16 protein-coding genes are annotated in these 19,665 nt (G+C 62.7%); 1 reads left to right on the plus strand and 15 read right to left on the minus strand.

Features of this window, described 5'->3' with window-relative positions; all coding sequences use genetic code 11:
• Positions 1 to 334: 334 nt before the first annotated feature.
• The gene (gene pdeR / locus ACMFWR_RS19660; protein ID WP_413196368.1) at positions 335 to 2,329 is read left to right on the plus strand and encodes a cyclic di-GMP phosphodiesterase; all 1,995 of its coding nucleotides are present in this window, start codon (positions 335 to 337) and stop codon (positions 2,327 to 2,329) included.
• An 86-nt stretch (positions 2,330 to 2,415) separates the two neighbouring features.
• Here pdeR and ACMFWR_RS19665 read toward each other — a convergent pair whose 3' ends face one another.
• From ACMFWR_RS19665 to ACMFWR_RS19735, 15 genes are all read right to left on the minus strand, one after another.
• On the minus strand, positions 2,416 to 3,282 hold the full coding sequence (locus tag ACMFWR_RS19665) for a crotonase/enoyl-CoA hydratase family protein (RefSeq protein WP_413196369.1): 867 nt from the start codon (positions 3,280 to 3,282) through the stop codon (positions 2,416 to 2,418).
• Positions 3,283 to 3,934: 652 nt separating this feature from the next.
• On the minus strand, positions 3,935 to 4,927 hold the full coding sequence (locus ACMFWR_RS19670; protein WP_413196370.1) for a helix-turn-helix domain-containing protein: 993 nt from the start codon (positions 4,925 to 4,927) through the stop codon (positions 3,935 to 3,937).
• A gap of 326 nt (positions 4,928 to 5,253) precedes the next feature.
• The gene (locus tag ACMFWR_RS19675) at positions 5,254 to 5,631 is read right to left on the minus strand and encodes a response regulator transcription factor (RefSeq protein ID WP_413196371.1); all 378 of its coding nucleotides are present in this window, start codon (positions 5,629 to 5,631) and stop codon (positions 5,254 to 5,256) included.
• A 123-nt stretch (positions 5,632 to 5,754) separates the two neighbouring features.
• The gene (locus ACMFWR_RS19680; protein ID WP_413197294.1) at positions 5,755 to 6,408 is read right to left on the minus strand and encodes a response regulator transcription factor; all 654 of its coding nucleotides are present in this window, start codon (positions 6,406 to 6,408) and stop codon (positions 5,755 to 5,757) included.
• A gap of 549 nt (positions 6,409 to 6,957) precedes the next feature.
• Positions 6,958 to 7,206 carry a DUF1289 domain-containing protein gene (locus ACMFWR_RS19685; RefSeq protein WP_413196372.1) on the minus strand — a complete coding sequence of 83 codons (249 nt, stop codon included), beginning with the start codon at positions 7,204 to 7,206 and terminating at the stop codon, positions 6,958 to 6,960.
• Positions 7,207 to 7,395: 189 nt separating this feature from the next.
• Positions 7,396 to 8,748 carry a cobyrinate a,c-diamide synthase gene (locus ACMFWR_RS19690; RefSeq protein WP_413196373.1) on the minus strand — a complete coding sequence of 451 codons (1,353 nt, stop codon included), beginning with the start codon at positions 8,746 to 8,748 and terminating at the stop codon, positions 7,396 to 7,398.
• A gap of 3 nt (positions 8,749 to 8,751) precedes the next feature.
• Positions 8,752 to 9,354 carry a cob(I)yrinic acid a,c-diamide adenosyltransferase gene (gene cobO / locus ACMFWR_RS19695; RefSeq protein ID WP_413196374.1) on the minus strand — a complete coding sequence of 201 codons (603 nt, stop codon included), beginning with the start codon at positions 9,352 to 9,354 and terminating at the stop codon, positions 8,752 to 8,754.
• A 34-nt stretch (positions 9,355 to 9,388) separates the two neighbouring features.
• Entirely contained in the window at positions 9,389 to 10,747 is a 1,359-nt protein-coding gene (locus ACMFWR_RS19700; protein ID WP_413196375.1) for a CobW family GTP-binding protein, read from the minus strand.
• Positions 10,744 to 12,507: a precorrin-3B C(17)-methyltransferase gene (gene cobJ / locus ACMFWR_RS19705; RefSeq protein WP_413196376.1), complete on the minus strand. Its 1,764-nt coding sequence runs from the start codon at positions 12,505 to 12,507 to the stop codon at positions 10,744 to 10,746. Before cobJ ends, ACMFWR_RS19700 begins: the two co-directional genes overlap by 4 nt.
• On the minus strand, positions 12,504 to 13,310 hold the full coding sequence (locus ACMFWR_RS19710; protein WP_413196377.1) for a cobalamin biosynthesis protein: 807 nt from the start codon (positions 13,308 to 13,310) through the stop codon (positions 12,504 to 12,506). Before ACMFWR_RS19710 ends, cobJ begins: the two co-directional genes overlap by 4 nt.
• On the minus strand, positions 13,307 to 14,086 hold the full coding sequence (gene cobM / locus ACMFWR_RS19715; protein WP_413196378.1) for a precorrin-4 C(11)-methyltransferase: 780 nt from the start codon (positions 14,084 to 14,086) through the stop codon (positions 13,307 to 13,309). The genes ACMFWR_RS19710 and cobM overlap by 4 nt, the downstream gene beginning before the upstream one ends.
• A complete protein-coding gene (cobI, locus tag ACMFWR_RS19720; protein WP_413196379.1) occupies positions 14,083 to 14,862 on the minus strand; it encodes a precorrin-2 C(20)-methyltransferase in 780 nt (259 codons plus the stop codon). Before cobI ends, cobM begins: the two co-directional genes overlap by 4 nt.
• On the minus strand, positions 14,859 to 16,628 hold the full coding sequence (locus ACMFWR_RS19725; protein ID WP_413196380.1) for a precorrin-8X methylmutase: 1,770 nt from the start codon (positions 16,626 to 16,628) through the stop codon (positions 14,859 to 14,861). The genes cobI and ACMFWR_RS19725 overlap by 4 nt, the downstream gene beginning before the upstream one ends.
• The gene (locus ACMFWR_RS19730) at positions 16,625 to 17,437 is read right to left on the minus strand and encodes a cobalt-precorrin-7 (C(5))-methyltransferase (protein WP_413196381.1); all 813 of its coding nucleotides are present in this window, start codon (positions 17,435 to 17,437) and stop codon (positions 16,625 to 16,627) included. The genes ACMFWR_RS19725 and ACMFWR_RS19730 overlap by 4 nt, the downstream gene beginning before the upstream one ends.
• Positions 17,434 to 19,659 carry a magnesium chelatase subunit D family protein gene (locus ACMFWR_RS19735; protein WP_413196382.1) on the minus strand — a complete coding sequence of 742 codons (2,226 nt, stop codon included), beginning with the start codon at positions 19,657 to 19,659 and terminating at the stop codon, positions 17,434 to 17,436. The genes ACMFWR_RS19730 and ACMFWR_RS19735 overlap by 4 nt, the downstream gene beginning before the upstream one ends.
• Positions 19,660 to 19,665 lie beyond the last annotated feature (6 nt).

Below are 19,665 nucleotides of genomic sequence, written 5' to 3' on the forward strand. Positions count from 1 at the left end.
ACAAGGCTTTGCCGGTCGTTGCGACCGCGCGAGCGATGCGGACATGCAAGCGACTCGGGAATGCCGGACGATGTCCGGCAGGTCGGTGGTGCACCGATTTTTTTCTCAGGCAAGCCTCGTGCCGGGTCAATTACGAAAGGAAGCGGTATTTGGCCCTTCTCATCGGCTTACTGTTATAAAAATATCGTGCTACGCTGGCTTAAATTTTCATTGCGGATTGCTCAGTTCCCGTTTTCAACGAGACGTCTTGCCTCAGGCAAGCAGGGTGCCGACGTTCCGCTAAGCACAACCTACCGTGACAGTCCGTACCCTTAGTCTGGTCCGGAGGGGGCCCATGAGCGGCGAACTCGACTATCCGGTGCTGTACGCACACTTCGGCACCGCCAGTCCATGCTGGCGGCTGTCGAGCGACAGCAATGCCTTGCAGCTGTCCGCGATCAGCGGACCGGCTACGGTTTCGGTCGCCCTGAGCAGCGAGCAGGCCGCGCGCGTGCGCACGATGACCGGCGTCACGTCCCACCTCGTGCTCGATATCGTGATCTTCGGCAACACGCTGCAGATCCATCTCGTCGGCAAAAAGATCAATTTCCAGGAATGGGCCGGCACGGCATCGGCCTATAACGACACCGTCTCGGTCGCACGCGACCTCGTGCACGGTCTGTCGTTCGCCGAGCAAGTCGTCTCGGAAGTCAACTCGCTGGTCGTGATCCTCGACCAGCACGGCAATATCCAGCGCTTTAACCGGCTGTGCGAAGAAGTGACGGGCGTGCGCGAAGAAGACGTCGTCGGCAAGAACGCCTACGCGATGTTCATGACGCCCGAACAAGGGCAGCAGTCGAGCCAGAACATCAGCGGCTTTTTCCGTACCGGTGAAGCCTACGAAGTCGAGCGGCTGATCAATACGATCGCGGGCCCGCGTCTTTATCTGTTCCGCAACAAGTTCGTGCAGAGCGGCAGCGGCGTCGACGAGAAATTCCTGATCTGCTCGGGTACGGATATCACCGAAGAGCGACGTGCACAGGCTCGCTTGTCTGAACTTGCGAATACCGATGCGCTGACGGGCTTGCCGAACCGCAATGCGATTCATGACCGGATCCGGCGCGCACTCGCGGCTGAAGGCACGCCGCTGGTCGGCATCCTGTTTCTCGATCTCGACAACTTCAAGCGCGTCAACGACCACTACGGACATGTGATCGGCGACCGGCTGATCAAGGACGTCTCGTCCGCCGTCAAGGAATGCCTCGACGAAGGCGATCTGGTCGCCCGTCTCGGCGGCGACGAATTTATCGTGCTGTCGCAAGGCAAGACGTCGGACCAGCTCGAAGAGATTGCGCAACGCATCCTCGACCGCTTGCGCACACCGTTCAATCTCGGCCTGATCGAGGTCTACACGGGCTGCTCGATCGGCATCGCGTTGTCGCCGTCGCACAGCGATACGCTCGAAGGCCTGATCCGTTGCGCGGACACGGCGATGTACGTCGCGAAGGAAGCGGGCAAGCGAACCTTCCGCGTGTTCTCGCCCGAGATGAACAAGAAGGTGGCCGAGTACATGTGGCTCGACACCAATCTGCCGCGCGCGCTCGAAGACAATCAGCTCGTGCTGCATTACCAGCCGAAGATCAGTCTCGAGACGGGAGAAGTCCTCGGCGTCGAGGCGCTGGTGCGCTGGAATTCTCCGGAGCGCGGCATGGTGTCGCCGCTCGACTTTATTCCGTACGCCGAAGAGTCGGGCATGATCGGCCCGCTTGGCCGATGGGTCATGCAGACCGCGGCAACCCAGGCGCGCCGATGGAGCGAGCGGGGCCACTCGATCCGCGTGGCGATCAATGTCTCCGCGCGCCAGCTGTCCGACACAGCCATCGTTCACGACCTGACCGGCGCGCTCGAAACGGCGGGCCTCGATCCGTGCCTGCTCGATCTCGAGCTCACCGAGAGTTGCCTGATCGAAGACGAAGAAATGGCGCTCGGGCTGATTACACAGTTCCGCGAACTCGGTGCGCAGGTCCACCTCGACGATTTCGGTACGGGTTACTCGTCGCTGTCTCAGCTCGCGCGTATTCCGATCGACGTGATCAAGCTCGATCGCAGCTTTGTGCGCGGGATCAATACGAACCCGAAGTCGCAGGCGCTCGTGCGTTCGATGGTCGCTGTGGCTCAGGCGCTCAACTATGGGGTGGTGGCCGAAGGTGTCGAAACGTCGGCCGAGGAAGAGTTCATTCGCAAGACCGGCATCGACTACGCACAGGGCTATCTCTACGCGAAGCCCATGACAGCCGAAGCGTTCGAGATCTGGCTCACGGAAAAACAAAAGCTCAGGCTGATTGCCTGAGCTTTTGTGGCCTGCAGTGTTTCTGGCTACCTTCCAGGTTTCGCCCTTAATGTGACGGGCTTATTGCCTGGCCCCGGCGGACCGAATCACCCTACATGGCGCAGCTTCGAGGTGCGCCGATTTTGCAGCATCACAAGGCGTTCCATAAACGCCAGATCCTTCTCTTCAACGCTGAACGCGGCACGGACCCAATCTTCGGTGATATCCATGAGCTCCGAGCGCGTGAGCGGGTTCACCCGGTCGCGCGCACGCAGCATGGCCTTGATCCCGTTGAGCTTGGGCTTCAGGCTATCCATAAACGTGCGCGTTGCGAGAAAACCGTCGCCGGTTTCAAAAGTGCCGTCGACCAGACCCTTGTCGTAATGCCACTCGGCCATATGCGATTCGCCCGTGCTGATCAGTTCTTCAGCGAGCTTCGGTCCGGCTTTCCGCGTCACTAATGAATAGCCGCCCATTCCCGGGAACAAATTAAAAGCAATCTCGGGAAAGCCCAGGCGTGCATCCTTTTGAGCCAGGATGTAGTGATGCGCGAGTGCCGCTTCAAAGCCGCCGCCAAGCGCCGAGCCTTCGACCATCGCAATCGATACTGCGCCGACACCGAAGCCGGAGTAGATCTCATGCAGTCCGTCGATGCACGAGCGCGCATAGGCGACGAGCGGTTCGCGCTGACCGGCGCGAATCGTCTCGGCGAAGAAGCTCAGATCGCCGCCCACATTGAACAACGTCGGAACGAGCGAGCCGGTGACCCAGAAGTCGAACGGCAGCCCTGAATCGCGTGCTGCGCGAGCCAGGGTAATGATGTCGGTCACGAGCTCCTGGTTGAAACACGGACGCGGGTGTGCACGCAGCATCATCCACATCACGTTACGGCCTTCTTCGTAATAGGCGGAGACTTGCGTCAGATTGCCGGCTTCGGTAAAGGGACGGCAAGCAGGATGATTTTTGAGGTTCATCTTCAGGTCCAGGTTAATACTACGGTTTTGGGGTGAAGCAGACACAGCCTATGTCAGAAACAATCGAGCGCACGCATCCAGTCCGGTCGAATAGCTCGACAGACCATTTAGGTGCACGAACGACTGCGCCAACGAAACCCCCGGGTTACCGTAGTGGCACTGCGATCACGCTTTGAAATGAAGCCGGAAATGAAAAGCTCGCGATGTACGACACGCGCGACAGACGTCATGACAGTCGTCATTCGCGTGGAGCACCTATTTAGATTAACGTGTCGATGCGAATCAGATCGTTAGCTTTCGCACGAAACATGAGCGAAATATGCGGACAAATGCGGTCTGCCGAACACGCGGTTACAAATAGAGACGGGAAAGTGAGATCAAAGACCCCGTTGAATTCGGGGTCGGTGGGAAATGTATGTTCGCCGGTAGCGATTCAGGACCTTGCGGACGCGGGCACCGTGATAATCCCGGATTGACTGTGTCGGTCAAACCTACCTTATCGGTAGTCGCGGCAGTCACATAACGAGCGCGTGACGAAGAGGCGGGACATCAGCGCGGTGCTGAATGGCGGTGATTGAAAGGTGCCGCAGAGATCGGGCCCCGGTGCCGCGAAGAACGGACCGCTGCCTCGGTGCCGCGGTGACCCGGCGTTTCAGGCTTGCGGCTGCATTCCCATCGCGCTTGGCGACAAAGGCGACTGTGCTTCACCCAGACGCATTTGACGCCAGCGTGACGGCGTCTCGCCGACCAGCCGCTTGAACACCGTCGAGAAATGCGCCTGCGACTGGAAACCCACGCTCAGTGCCGCGTCGACGAGCGTCAGTTCCGGGCGGGCGAGCAGATTCTGGGCTTGCTCGATGCGCCGGCGCAACAGGTATTCATGCGGACGGTAGCCCGTTGCCGCACGAAACTGCGCGGCGAAGTGCATGCGCGTCAGACCGGTCGTATTGGCAACGTCGGCCAGAGCGATAGGCTCTGCCAGATTGGCTTCGATATAGTCGATCGCGCGGTCAAGGCGCCATTTGGCAAGCGACGTCGCTTTGCGAGTCGACTTGGTCGTCGCCGGATTCACATGCCGTGCGAGCACGCGCGTGACAATCGCAAGACTCACGGTTTCCGTATAGAGACGGCCGAATGGGCAGCCGGTCGTGTCGTTGCTCAGGAGTGCATGGGCCAGCCGCTCGATGCCCGGATCGATGCCGACTTCGGGATCGTCGATTTCGATCGAGGACGCGTGAGCACGGCCGCTTGCATTCTCGAAGCACTCGGTGAGCATCTGCTGCGACACCTGAAGATGAAGCACATCGGCCGGCGCCTGGAATCGCGCAGCGCAGCGACGGCCCGGCGCAACGACGTGCATCATGCCCGGAATCAGGCGGCCGGAGATCAAGGTGCGTCCCTCGACCGAAAACTCGATCTGAGTGTGACGAAGGTTGATACCGATCACGTGGCGGTCATCGGGCGTTTCATTCTCCGCGTCGACGACCGACGGTTGCGTCAGCGTCCAGCGCGAGGCAATGACTTTCGATTCGAGCGCGTCACCCTCGGCGCCGGAGGGTTCGCGCCATTGAGTTTCGTCCCGAACGGATTGCAATGGCTCGCCAGCCTTGAGGGCGTCCATACCGCGAGAAGACGAGAGTCGCATGTTCAATCCTCGTGGGTTCGCATTCGTGCCATCGATGCGGTCGACCTCATCAGGTCCACGCCACGGACTTCATGGGCTTGCTAGCGCTTTCATGTTTGTTCTGTTGAACAACGCGACTAGCGTGTATTCCGCTCGATACAGGAGCCCGCTGACCTCAGCGTGCTGACAACCCATAACTTAACCGATGTCGATTGGGGTTTGTATCGTACGGTGGTGTGTATTACACGCGGTAATAGTTTGATGGGTTCATACGTTCGTATGAGGAAGGCGTATCGGGAAGCCTTATCGGGAAGCCGTATCGCCCACGGCGCAGGGGTGAGCGCGTGTCAGTTCGATGGCGTGCCCAGCGCATCTTCGATGCACTGGATCATCGTCTGACCGTCAAAAGGCTTCGTCAGGAAGGCCGCAGCGCCGCCCGCCTGTGCGCGCTCCCGAATATGGTCTTCGGGAAACGCCGTGATGAAGATGATCGGCACACGAACGCCGTCATCGAGCAGCCGGCTTTGCAGATCGACGCCGCTCATTCCCGGCATTTGCACGTCGGTGATCAGGCAGTCGGTCTCCGCGAGGCGCTCGGACTCGAGGAAGGCTTCGGCGGATGGAAACGTCAGCGCAATAAAGCCCAGGGATCGGACCAGGCTTTCAGTTGCCGTGCGAACGGATGCATCGTCGTCGATGATGGAGATCACCGGTAAGTTCGGCAAGCTGCCTGTCCTTGATCAGTGTGTTAATAGGCGTTGTCTCGCCACTATCGCCAGATAGCGCGAAAGTCAATGTACACCGCGGGCGCCCGAGGTTAAATCATACGGCGGTATAGGACCCACCCGTTATCGGTCTGCGTCCTGCCGCACGCCGAGCTGCTCAGCCATCTTCACGAGGTCGGCGACGGAGCCTGCCTCCATTTTCTTCATCATATGCCCGCGGTGGATCTTGACCGTGATCTCGCTCAAACCAATGCGTGCCGCAATCTGCTTATTGAGCATGCCGGTTGTCACGAGACCCATGACTTCGCGCTCGCGCGCGGTCAGCGACGCATATCGCTCGCGCAGGTCCGATAGCGTGCGGTCGCTGCGGCGTCTCGCTTCATCGCGAGCGAGCGCGGCCGAGACGGCGTCGAGCAGATCCTGATCGCGGAACGGCTTGGCGAGAAAGTCGATTGCGCCGGCCTTCATGGCGCGCACGGTCATCGGAATATCGCCGTGTCCGGTCATGAAGATGATCGGCAGCTGGATATCCGCCTTGGCAAGCTGTGTCTGGAATTCCAGACCGCTGAGCCCGGGCAAGCGCACGTCGAGTACCAGGCAGCTCGGCACGTCGGGCAAGGTGTGCTGAAGCAACTCGGGTGCAGATGCATACGCTTGCACACGCAACCCGACCGAACGGAACAGGCTGCCGAGCGCTTCCCGCAGCGAAACGTCGTCATCCACGACGAACACAATCGGTGAGTTCGCGTCGTGATGGGTATTCGAGGACGAAGTGATCTCGCTCACAGCGCGAACTCCGTCGAGACCGAAATCGAAATGGCATCGAGGCAATGCGCCTCGATCGCGTACGACATGGATGTCCTCATGCTTGAATGGTCAGACCGCAATGCAATAAAACAAACCCTTTCGGGGAGTCATTATTTTTATTGTAAACAATTGGGCATTCAATGCCCGGACATCCTGAGGTCCGCGCCACGCTTTGCCCAAATACTTTATTTGGCTTGAAGACGGCGCCTCGCTATGGTGTGCGCGGCGCCGACCGTTGCATGCCCGCCGCTGCCGCGGCGCAACAAAGCGGCGTGGGATCTGCCTCGCCGACTTGTGATTCAGATTTCGGAAGAGTCGTCAGAGTGACGAACGTGCAATCCGGTGACCTGCCTGCCGGACCATTGCCGAACGCGTTATGGGCGCACGACGATCGCTAGCGAGAATAACAGGGCACGGTTGTGGCCCAAAGAACTTTGCTCGATCAACGATACTAGCCGCATGAAGTACGACTCGATGCGTGCCAGCGAGGTCAGCCGGGCCGGGGCGCTTCCGGCATGCTCACGCGTCGTCGGTGCGGATGGGTGTGGCGTGAGGGGCCGTTGTATCGAGGCGAGCGAGCAGTACGTCGAAGGTCGCGAGCTTGTGGGTGTCGCTCATGGTCTTCCAGGCGCGGATTTCGTCGCGCGTGCGCAGGCAACCCTGGCAGTAACCTGACTCGGGGTCGAGCTTGCAGATGTCGGTACAGGGCGATCCCACGGGTTCGAGCGTGCGTGCGTGGGCGATGGTGCGGGCGAGGTCGGACGTCATGCGAGTGCGATAAAAGGTGCTAATGCAATGCACATTTGTGCGTGAGGTGGAACGAATCGAACGATGATGCTGGCGCAAGCACCAACAAAGACCCAGCCAAAGACGCGGTCCCGGGCTGGAACGCCGAAGCCGATGTCGATGTCGATGTGGGCCCTTTGTCGATGCGGGTCCTTGCCGGCGCCATGATCGTCATTCGGGCGGATCGTAAAACAGCGATGCGACAAACCGAGGCGCCGACGGCCAATAGCCATGCATATAGCTCGCGACAATAGGGCCACTCCGAAAAAACGGTTCGCCGTGCGCACCGGTGATCGGATGAGTGGCATGCCCGAGCGGCACGAGCGACGTATCGAGCACGGAGTAATGAAATGTATGGCCGGTCAGTTTTTCATCAGTCTCAGAGTCGTGCGGCGCTGGGGCATCGGCACGCGACCGGCGCAACGATCGGGCGTCCAGCTGCTGCATGCCCAGTGCCGCGAGGCGCGAACGCACCGTCGCTTGACCCGGCAGCAAGCCGAGCATCGCCGTCGTCTGACCCGCGACATTCGTGAGTGAATCGATCAGATAAAGCATCCCGCCGCATTCGGCCACGATGCGCCGACCTGCATGGGCGTGTGCGCGGATCGACGCGGCTGTCAACTCGCACGAGGCGAGGGTTGCGGCATGCAACTCGGGATACCCGCCGGGCAAATACAGGGCATCCGCGCCGGACGGGATGGGCTCATCGGCGAGCGGCGAGAAAAAGGCGAGCGTCGCGCCGAGTGCCGCAAGCAGGTCGAGGTTCGCGGGATAGATAAACGAAAAAGCGTCGTCGCGTGCCACCGCGATAGCCATCCCCTCGAGCAGTCGCGGTACGTCAATGCGATGCTCCGGCTCGGGAAAGTGCACCGGGGGCGGCAGCTCCGACAACCCGGTCTGGCCGATCACGTCCGCCGCGCGTTCGAGACGTGCTTCGAGGTCGGCGATCTCACTCGCCTGAAACAGACCCAGGTGGCGATCGGGCAACTCGAACCCGGCGTCGTTCCCGATCTCGCCAAGCCAACGGATCGAATCCGGTATACCGGCGCGCACCATGTCGCTGTGGCGCGGTGAGGCAATGCGGTTCGCGAGCACGCCATAAAACGGCAGGTCCGGTCGAAAGTGCGAAAGACCGAACGCGATCGCACCGAAGGTCTGCGCGAGCGATTGTGCGGAAATCACTGCGGCGACCGGCACCTGAAACACCGACGCGAGATCGGCGCTGCTCGGCGTGCCGTCGAACAGACCCATGACCCCTTCGATCAGGATCACGTCAGCTTCCGAAGCCGCTTGCGCGAGCAACCTGCGGCATGCGTCTTCGCCGACCATCCACAGATCAAGCGAATACACGGGCGCGCCCGATGCGCGCGCAAGAATCATCGGATCGAGAAAATCAGGTCCCGTCTTGAACACGCGCACGCGGCGGCCGGCGCGGCGATGAAATCGCGCGAGCGCCGCGGTCAGCGTTGTTTTGCCTTGACCCGATGCGGGTGCGCTGATGAACAGCGCGGGACACGACGGCATCGTTTAAAACTCGACGCCGCGTTGCGCTTTGACATGCTGCTCGCGATACGGATGTTTGACGAGCTTCATTTCGGTCACGAGATCGGCGGCCTCGATCAGCGCATCGGGCGCGTTGCGACCCGTGATCACGACATGCACCATCGGCGGACGGCGGCTCAGCACATCGAGAACTTCTTCGATCGGCAGGTATTCGTACTTGAGCACGATATTGAGTTCGTCGAGGATCACCATCTGGTGCTCGCCGCCGAGGATCATTGCGCGCGCGGCATCCCAGCCCTTGCGTGCCGTCGCGATGTCAGCGTCACGATTCTGCGTATTCCAGGTATAGCCGTCGCCCATCGTCACGAAGTCGCAGTGTGCGGCCGCGCCGAGGAAATCGCGCTCTGCCGTGTGCAATGCGCCTTTGATGAACTGCACGACGCCGAGCTTCATGCCGTGTCCGAGCACACGCACGGCCATGCCGAACGCGGCGGTGGACTTGCCCTTGCCGGTCCCGGTGTTCACGATCAGCAAGCCTTTTTCGACGTCGGCTTCGGCGCGCTTCTTCTCGTAGCTCTCCTTGCGGCGCTCGCTCATCTGCTGGTGCGATTCGGAATCGGTCTTCATGGGTATCGTGTCGTCTTGGGTTGAAGAGGCGGCTTCAATGCCATGCCGTGCCGGTCAGCGTGGTGAGGAGTTCGGCAACGCGCTTGCGCGTCGCGTGATACCCGATGAACACCAGCTGCGAGTCCGGAGTGGGGTGATCGTGCTCGTGAGACCCGGCGTGATCGTGTGCGTGATGATGCGAGTGAGTATGTCCGTGCTCATGATCGTGCTTCTGATCGTGCGCATGGTCATGGTCGTGTCCCTCGGGATGATGGTGAGCATCTCGGCGCTCGTGGCCATGATCGTGATCGTGCGAGTGCGAGTGCGAGTGTCCATGCTCGTGCGCATGATCCGCGTCGTGGTCATGAGCGTGCACTGTCGGATCATCGACAAGCTCATCCCCTTCGTTTGTGCGCGTCGCCACAATGCGCGTGCGTACACCCTGAATCAGCATGGGCCGCGCGTCATCGAGCGTGCGGACGAAGCCTTTGATCCGCATGACCGGTTCTGACTGGGCCGCCTGGGTCAGCGCGTCGAGCAGCACGCGTTCGATCTGTGGAGCGTGCGAGTGCAGCACAAAAGACTGCCAGCCCGGATCGTGCTCATGAAAGTGCTTGTGTGTAAGCAGGCCGTGGACGTGCGGCGCAAGACCCGAATGACTATGGCCGTCGAGCCGGCGGCTCAATGCGGGCGACGCTTGCAGGGCGGCAACTTGCGTGTAGGCAAGTGGCTGGCCGTGCCGGTGCGCACCGTCGCTCGCCTGATGCAGGCGCAGGCCCAGCGCGAGACGGGTATCGAGCCGCGCGCGATGCGCGAGTTCAACAAAGCGCACGCCTGGCGCGAGGCTACGGATCTTCGACTCGGCCTGCATCAATGCCGCCTTGTCGAGTCCGTCGATCTTGTTGAGCACCACGACATCCGCATTGTCGATCTGCATGCGGAACAACGAAGCAATCGATGCGGAATTCGGGTCCGTGTCGTCGGCGTCGAATTGCCCGGCGAGCAGCAAGGGCGTATCGACGACCGCCAGCGTCGCATCCAGCACGAACCGTTCGGCGAGCGACGGGTCGCTTTGCAGCTTTTCCATCACCGCTGTCGGCACGGCGAGGCCCGACGTCTCGATGATCACGTGGTCGATCAGTTCGCGCCGCGCGTGCAATTGCGCCATCAAGGGCATGAATTGCGTGTCGTCGCCGTACGCGAGCAGACCATTGGCGACGTCCTGAACCTGAATCTCGTCGCCGCGCTCGTGCTCGCGCAGCAGTGCGCCGTCGATCGAGACCTCGCCGAATTCATTGACGACGATCGCGAGCCGTCGCTGCTTTGACTCATGCAGCAGGTTCGAAAGCAGGGTGGTCTTGCCTGCACCGAGGAAGCCCGTGACGACGGTCACGGGAAGCGGTGGACGAATCATGGCGTCACCCCCGACTTCAGGTGAGCGAGCACGGCCGCGAAATCCCGCACGACATTCGGATGTTCGACCACGGGCCGGCGAATCGCGATAAAGGGAATCCCGAGCGCCTGGGCGGCCGAAGCCTTGGCTGAATACCCCCCGGCCTCTCCTGACTCCTTGCTGACGACACAGTCGATTTCAAGGTCACGCCAGAGCGCTTCATTGAACGACTGCGAAAACGGGCCCTGCATGGCAATCACATGGTCGCGTTCGATGCCGGCATCGAGCGCGCGCTTGAGTTGCACGGGATCGGGTGTCAGCCGCAAGTACCAGTCGCGCTCGCGAGCGCCCGGGTGCTTCAGGAACTGGTCGAGCTGATTGACGCCGGTGGCGAGGAAAATGCGGCTGCCCAGTGCGATGGCGAGCTGCGCGGCATTCTGCACGTCGTCGCAGTGCTGGACCGGTGCGTCGACCGTCGCATCGGGTCGCTCGTAGCGCACGTAGTCGATACCGAGTTCGCTCGCGAGTCGCACGAGTTGGCGCGACATGTCGCTTGCATGCGGATGTGTCGCATCGACGATGGCGCGTGCGCGCTGCTCGCGCAGCAAGGCGCGGCGCCGATCGATGCCGATTCGGCCCGCGACGACCGCAGCGCCGGCGACATCGCGCACGACCAGATCTTCGCCATACTGGCTTGCGACCGAGACGACCACGGGTTGCCCGGATGCGACGAGCAGGCGCGCCAGTTCATTGCCGTCACGTGTTCCGGAGAACACCCAGACGGCGTCGTGTGGCAAAGGCTCTCGCGTGACGGTGTCGAGGCCGTCCATCGCGACGAAGGCGGAGGCGTCAGACGGTACGTGCTCAGGCAAGGCATGCTTATGCGACGGGAGCGCATGAGACTGAGGCTCACGCGATGCGTGTCCGTCGGCTTCGTGCTGATCCGACACCTGCTCACCGGGTTCGTGCGGATGTGCCGATTGCAGGGCAGCAAGCCTTTCTGAACCCGACACATCGTGGTTGCGCTGCTCGATCCGCGCAGGATCCCAGTCACCGTATCCACGCGGCGTGAATATCCAGTTGCGCTTGCGTTGCGTGAAGCGGTTGCCGATCACGATCGTCGTCAACATGTCGAACTGCCGTGTGGGCAGCGCATCGAGCGTCACGATGTCGATGTGTTGCTCGGGGCGATAGGCATTGCGCACAACGCCGCACCACGTATCGGCGCGCTTGTGTTCGAGCAGGATCTCGAGCACGCGATAGACACCGTCGGGCCGTTGGCGGCTTTGCACGTTATAGAGCACGACGGCGAGATCGGCCTGTGCGATATGCCGTGCGCGATGCTCGATCCATTGCCACGGACACAGCAGGTCCGACAGGCTCAGTGTCGCGAAATCGTGTGACAGCGGCGAACCAAGCAACGAGGCGCACGCGTTGGCTGCGGTGATGCCGGGCGTAACGGCGACGCTGAACGTGTCGCTCTCGTCCATGAGTTCGAAAGCGAGCGCGGCCATCGCATAGACACCAATATCGCCGCTCGACACGAGTGCGACGTGCTCGCCATCGCGGGCATGCTGAATCGCAAGCCGGGCGCGTTCGCGCTCTTGCGTGAGCGGCAGCGTGATGACGCGCTTGCCTTCGACCCACGGCGCGATCCACTGCAAATACAGGTCGTAGCCGATGACGGTTTCGCAGTTGCGCAGCACCTGCTCGGCCTGAGGCGCGATCAGCTCGCGATAGCCGGGGCCGACGGAGACGAGATGAAGAAAACCGGGGGTCATACGTGTTCAGTCCAATCAGGTGAGTCTTCGGCGATCGCGACCGCGACGCCGTTCAAAGCCGTTTTCCGCACGGCGAGCGAGCCGCGCGGGGCGGCGAGCAGCGCACAGGGCTCGCAGACGCCGTCGAGCCCGATGTTCTCGCGGACCCATGAGGAGGGCTCCGACGTCCACGGACGTGCGGCGATTTGCGCATGCGAAAACACGCGCAGCGGCAGTGCATGCCGCTCGCAGAACGCCAGAATGCCGGGCTCGTCGGCCTTGAGGTCGATCGTCGCGATCTCGCGAATGTCGTCCATTCTGCGCCCGGCCAGCGCGTGTTTCACAGCGACTTCGATCTGGTCCACGCTCACGCCGCGACGGCAGCCGATGCCGACGACAAGCGGCTTGAGCGCTTCGGTCGCAGTGGTCACGACCGGCACCGCACCGGTCAGGCGTGCGACCTCGTAGGCGAGCGCGTTCGCACCGCCCTCATGCCCGGACAGCAGCGATACTGCAAACCGTGCCGCTTCGTCGACGACGACGACCGCCGGATCGCTGAGCTTGCTGTGCGGCAGACCGTCGAGCATGCGAGTCGCGATGCCCGTGGCCATCACGAGCACCCATCGATTCGCATCGGCAAATGCCGCACGAAAGCGTTCACGCTGGCTTGTCGCTGCCGCGGTACCGTCGGACTCCTGTTCGTCGAGCCAGGGCTGTACGAGGATCGCGCCGAGTCCGTCGCGGAGCCGCTCGCCGAGCGGAAGCGCGCTGTCCCGCACAAGCCAGATACGCGTGCGGCCATCGTTGTTCGTCGTGCCGCTCATGCGGCGCGGCGCTTGCGGACGCTCGCGCGGCGAAAGCGGTGCGTGAAGCTGGCCGCATAGAGCTGAGATTCCACGCCCGCGTCTTTGCCAAGCGCGTCGCCGACCAGCAGCAGGGTCGTCAGCTGCCAATCCTTGACCTTGACCTCCGAGACGATCTTGCCGAGCGTGCTTCGATGGGTCCGTTCATCGCGCCAGCTCGCCCGATGCGCGAGGGCAACGGGTGTCTCGGGCGGATAGTGAAGCAGCAAGTCGGCCACAATCTTCTTGAGATGGGGGCCGGACAGGAAGATGCACATGCTTGCGCGGTGTCGCGCCCACTGCTCGATCGATTCGCTATCGGGCACCGCCGACGCGCGGCCCGACACGCGTGTCAGCACAATGGATTGCGAAACCTCGGGACGCGTGAGTTCGACGCCGAGCGTTGCCGCCGCTGCGCTGAACGAGGACACGCCAGGCACGATCTCGTACTCGATGCCCAGTTGTTCGAGCCGTCGCATCTGCTCGGCAGTCGCGCCGTAGATCGACGGGTCGCCCGAATGAAGCCGCGCGACATCAACGTCTTGCTCGCGAGCGCGTTCGTAGCATGCGAGTTGCTGGTCGAGATTAAGTTTCGCGGTGTCGTGAATCTCGGCATCCGCGCGGCAGTGTTCAAGTACGTCGGCGGGAACGAGTGAGCCCGCGTAGAGCACCATCGACGCGCGGTTCAGAATCCGCATCGCGCGCACCGTGATCAGGTCGGATGCACCGGGGCCGGCACCGATAAAAAAGACTTTCATGCGGAGGCCTTGTTGGATGGCGTATCGGTTGCGAGCGCCAGTTTGCCGTGACGCCGCTCACGCGCGTTGCGCCGGATCAGCATCGTGGACAGGTAGCCCGTCGCTTCAGGCGGTCGTGCGACGCTGAGGTCGGGGAACAGTTGTTGTTCGGGCAGGCCGACGCGATGGCCGAATGCGCAATGCGCGAGAAGGTCCATGGACGTGAGCAGTTCGATGACGTCGATCAGTCGCTTGCCGATCTTCATCAGCACGACGACATCGTGCGTTTCGATATCCGCGCGCAGGGCCGTCATATCGTCCGGGCACGGCAGGATCAGCACGCGCTCTTTCCCTTCGCCGAGCGGCCAGGACAGCGCGGCGGCCGTCGCGGCGAAGCTCGTCACGCCCGCAAACGTGTGATGCCGCAGGGCAGGGTCGAGATCGCGCAGTGCCGCAAGCAGATAGCCGTACGTGGAATACGTCGACGTATCGCCGATTGTCAGATAGGCGACCGTGCGTCCTGCTTGCAGGTCCGTGTGGACGGTGCGCGCGAGTTCGGCGTAGTGATCGGTCAGGACGGTGCGATCGGGGTCCATCAGGAAGCCGACTTCCCGGAATCGCTCGGCAGGGAGCTCGAGCTCTCCGAGACAGCGGCGCGCAATCGAATCGTCCGAGCTGGTCGCGCGAGGAATATAGATGATGTCCGCGCGTTGCAGCACGGCGATCGCGCCGACCGGAATCAAGCCACTATCGCCGGGGCCGACGCCAATCCCAAAGAACGTACCGCGTTCGCTCATGACGATGTCGCCTCCTGAGACACGGCCGCGATGGTTTCGATTGCACCGATCATCAAGGCATTCACGACGGTGGCGGCCCATGGCGAGCCACCGCGCGTGCCGGCATTCGTGATTCGTGGCACCTGCATCGTTTCGCGCAGCGCCTGCTTGCACTCGCGCGTGCCGACAAAGCCGACGGGCAAACCGATCACAAGCTGAGGGCGCCAGCCCTGCGTTTCGATCAGGCGAATCGTCTCCATGACTGCTGTCGGTGCGTCGCCAATGGCAACGATGACATCGTTGCCGAACGTCTCCCACGCGCGCCGTATTCCGGCGGCGGAGCGCGTCAGGTTATGGGTCTGTGCGAGCACGTGCGTCGTTTCGTCGTGAACGGCACACCACGTTTCGATCCCGAGTTCGCGTAGCAGAGCCTGCTTGAGCCCGGCCTGCACCATCGTTACGTCGGTGATCACGCGCTTGCAGCGCAACAGCGCGCGCATGCCGATGACCGAAGCACCGGGTGAGAAATAAATGTCGTCGACGATGTTGAAGTCTCCGCTCGTATGCACGATCCGTTTCAGGACGCGCGCATCGTCGGGCGAATACGCCGACCAGTCGTGGCCGGCGTCGATGATCCGCATGCTTTCCGCTTCGATCGGGTGCGGGACGTAGGCGGGGAGGCGGAGTGCTGCGGCTGCGTCGGCCGCAGCGGTCGGTGGCGTCGAAGCGAGCATCGCTGCGGATGCCATGGATGCAACGGATGCTTCGGGCGGCCGTGAAACCGTCGTTCCGGATGCAGCCGTCGCAGACACAGATGCAGACGCAGACCCCGATGTCAACGTCGCAGAGTCAGCGGCGGGTGCCGAGGCCGTCGTCGACGCGCTCAATCCGCGTACTTTCAGATGATGAGCCCGCTGGGGTGTGCCCACCTGCTGTTCAAAGCCGACGATCTGCACTCTGTATTTGCAGAGCGCACAGTTCATCGTGGCACGCCCCAACGCTCCTTGCCCGGCGCGCTCGATGAACACATCGGCGACGTGCGTGTGCGGACCGAGATAACTGGCTTGCAGAATCTCGAGCGAGGGGTTTCGCGCGGCGAGTTCTTCCGCTGCGGCATAGATCCGCTTGACGAGAATGCCGTCGAACAGAAAGTAGGGCAACACGACGACGCGACGATAGCCCAGGCGCGCCGCGGCGGCGAGCCCGTCGGCAACCTTGGGCTTCGCGGTGCCTGCGTAGCACGTGAGCGATGTGCCGAATCCGAGGCCTTCCTCGAGCATGCGCGCGAGTTTGGAGATCTCGGAGTTCGCATCAGGATCGGACGTGCCGCGCCCGACGACGACAAGGCAGGCCTCGCTACGCGGCACAGTCTCGCCTGAAGACTGCGCGGCGCGACCTTCGGCTTCGATCACGCGCTGAGCGCATAACTGCAACAGCTTTGCGTGCAGATCGAGTGCGGCACCGAAAGAAAACCGGATCTCGGGGTACTGGCGCTCGAGTGCAAGCAATTCGCTCGGCATGTCGTTCTTCGCGTGCGTCGCAGCGAGCAGCACGCCCGGCACCATGACCACGTGTCGCGCACCGGCTGCAATCGCCTGCTCGACGGCGACATCGATCGTCGGTGTGGCGAATTCGAGGTAGCCGTGCCGCACGATCCGGTTGGGCTCGCGCGCACGGACAAGATCAACGAGCGCTTCGAATTCGGCTACGCCGTCGGGGTCACGGCTACCGTGACCCGCGATGACGATCGCGTAGTCGTCGGCAGGGGTATCGGCTGCGGCACTCATTGCATGGTCGCCGCGCCTGATGCGGGAGTCTCGGTGGTTGCGGCGCCACCCGGCGCCGGTGCGGTCGATGCCGCGGCGGATGCCGATGCAGATTCGGATGCCGCAGCCGCAGTCGGCACCGCTGCGCCCGGCGGCGGTTCGATCTGGCTCGGCATCGGCGCAAGCGTGCGGATCAGCATGATGCTCATATCGGTGAAGTCGCGCGTGCACGCGCCCAGCGTGCCGCGCCATTCGGCGTCGCCACGCGTCAGGTTTTCCCAGACCTCGACCGGGTGTTCCGCGGGAACGCCCTGGTCAATCAGCCAGGCTGCGATGTCCTTCGGCATGAAGTCCCATGGACGCGGGATCACGATCGCATTTCGCGCGTCGCTGAGCACGTGCGCGAGGTGGCGCTTGAACGGTTCGAGATCGCCGCGCCGGTGAAACGTCACGAAGGTGGTCTCGTCGAAGCACACCTTGCCGCGCGAGGCCATGATCTGCGCCGACGAGATACCCGGCAGGGCCTCGACCGGGTGACCACAGGCGCGCTCGACGCGTTCGAGATACTGGAAGCCGCTGAAGTGGATATCGCCCATAAACACGACGACGCAGCGCTTGCCCGCATGGTGGAGGCGAGCGACCGCATCGAGTTGCGCGACCTGATCGCGATAGCCCATCGTGATGACTTCGGCGTTGGCGGGAATCAACGGCCGCACGACGTCGACCACGGCATCGAAGCCTGCGACCACATCGGCGTTTTCGATCAGTTCCGACGCTTTGCGTGTGACGAAGTCGAGGTGACCGGGGCCCACGCCCGTACAGATAATCATTGGAGACGCTCCTGAATCGTGATCGCCAGCGTCTGCGCGGACCAGTCGTCCAGACGCCGGTATTCGGCATGCATGGCTTCGGCAATCGCCTTGGCGCGCTCAAGCCGCACGACGCCTTGTTCGGTGTCGAGCACGAGCGCGTGAACGCGCGCTTGAGCCAGATGATCGGCAAGGTCGAGTGTCTGCCGCCAGGGATCGGCCGGCTTATCGCTCGCCGCCAGGGCCACATTGGCGCGACCGTCGGTCAGCAAGACCAGCAAGGGTTTGAGTTGCGTCGAAGCGGATGGCGTCTTGCCAGCATAGGAAGCCGTGGCGCGCGCGAGCACGGTCGCACTCAGTTCGAGCGCCTGAGCGAGCGGCGTGCGGCCGCCAGTCGGCATGTCCTGAAGCGCGCGCTGCGCGAGCTCGACGTTGCGTGTCGGCGGCAGGACAAGCTCGGCCTGGTCACCGCGGAATGCGATCACGCCGACTTCGTCGCGGCGACGGTAGGCATCTTCGAGCAGGCCGAGCACGCAGCCCTTGACCGCTTCCATCCGCCGGCGCGCGGCCATCGAGCCCGACGCATCGACCACGAGCAGAATCAGGTGCCCCTGCTTGCCCGTGAGTACTTTGTCGTGAAGATCGTCGCGCGTGACATGCAGTTGGCCGGGCTCACGCAGGATCGCATGACGCAGCGTGGCGTCGACGGCGAGGTGGGCAGGGCGGTCCGATGTGACGGCGTGCGTGTACGCGCCGCGTGACGCCGAGGCGGCGACGCTGCGGCGTCCTTCCGCACCGCCTTCGTCGCGCGTCGCGATTTTGACGGTCGGTGCGGCCGTGGACTCGCCGATGCCGAACACGGTCGGTCGCACGCGTCGGCCCGCGGCGTCGTCATCGTTGGGTTCGCCATGTGATGCGCGGTCGGCGCCATTGCTTCGCATCTGCGGCTCGCCGCCGGTATGGTCGCGTCCCTCGACTTCGTTGTCGTACGGACGGTTTTGCGCGTGTCGATCCCCATCGAATCGGGAGGTACTTTCGTCGCGGGGATCCGAGCCTGCGCCATGCGCACCGTTCCGATGGGACGAATCCGAAGCGTCCGGGCGTCTCGACGGCTGCGAGTCGCCCGCGGCGTCACCTTCGCCTTGGCTGGAGTCCGCATCTGTATGTTCGCGCCCGTCACCCGATGCTTGCCCGGATTCCGATTCAGAGTCCGGTGCGGTCTCCCGCGCACGGCGAATCGCCTCATCGAGACGATCGCGATCGAGGCCCGGTTGCTCGAAAGGCTTGCGACGGCGTCGATGCGGAAGCACCAGTTCCGCTGCCGCCGCGATATCGTCAACATTCACGACGTCGCGTCCTTCGAGCGCGGCATGTGTCTGCGCGACCTTGTTGAGCGTGATGTCAGCGCGCAGGCTGGCCGCGCCGAGGTCGCAGCACAGCGTGCTCACAAAATCGAGCAAGGAGTCGGGAAGATGCACACGCGGCAACAGCGCCTGCGCAGCGACGACCTGATCGCGAAGCGCCTGGGTCTGCGGCGCCCAGCGCGTGGAAAACGCATGAGGATCCGCATCGAAGGCCAACCGCCGCCGGACGACTTCGGTACGGATCGCAGGAATGTCGGGCGCGCTGACTTCGACCATCATCGCAAAGCGATCGAGCAGTTGCGGACGCAGGTCACCTTCTTCGGCATTCATCGTACCGATCAGCGTGATATGCGCGGGGTGGCTGATCGACAGCCCTTCGCGCTCGATGGTGTGCTGTCCCATCGCGGCGACATCGAGCAGCGCATCGACGAGATGATCGGGCAGCAGGTTGACTTCGTCGATATACAGGATGCCGCGATGCGCGGCGGCAAGCAGGCCCGGCTGAAATGCGCGCTTGCCGTCCTTGAGCACGCGTTCGAGATCGAGGCTGCCGAGCACGCGGTCTTCCGTTGCCCCGAGCGGAAGATTGATAAACGGTACGGGACTCGACACCGCGGTACGAGCCGACGAAGGTTCGATGGCGCTGCACGCCTCGCATTGGCCGAGCGATGCGCCGGGCGCGCAGTTATAGGGGCAGCCCGGCACGCGCTCGATCGGCACCAGCAATTCACGCAGGCCGCGAGCCGCCGTGCTTTTGGCGGTGCCTTTGTCGCCGCGAACCAGCACGCCGCTGAGCGAAGGGTTCACGGCACAGAGCAGCAACGCGCGTTTGAGCGTGTCCTGACCGACGATCGCAGCAAACGGATAGATCGGTAGCATGGAGTG

This window comes from Pararobbsia alpina, from assembly GCF_965118125.1.
GTDB classification, from domain to species: Bacteria; Pseudomonadota; Gammaproteobacteria; order Burkholderiales; family Burkholderiaceae; genus Pararobbsia; species Pararobbsia alpina_A.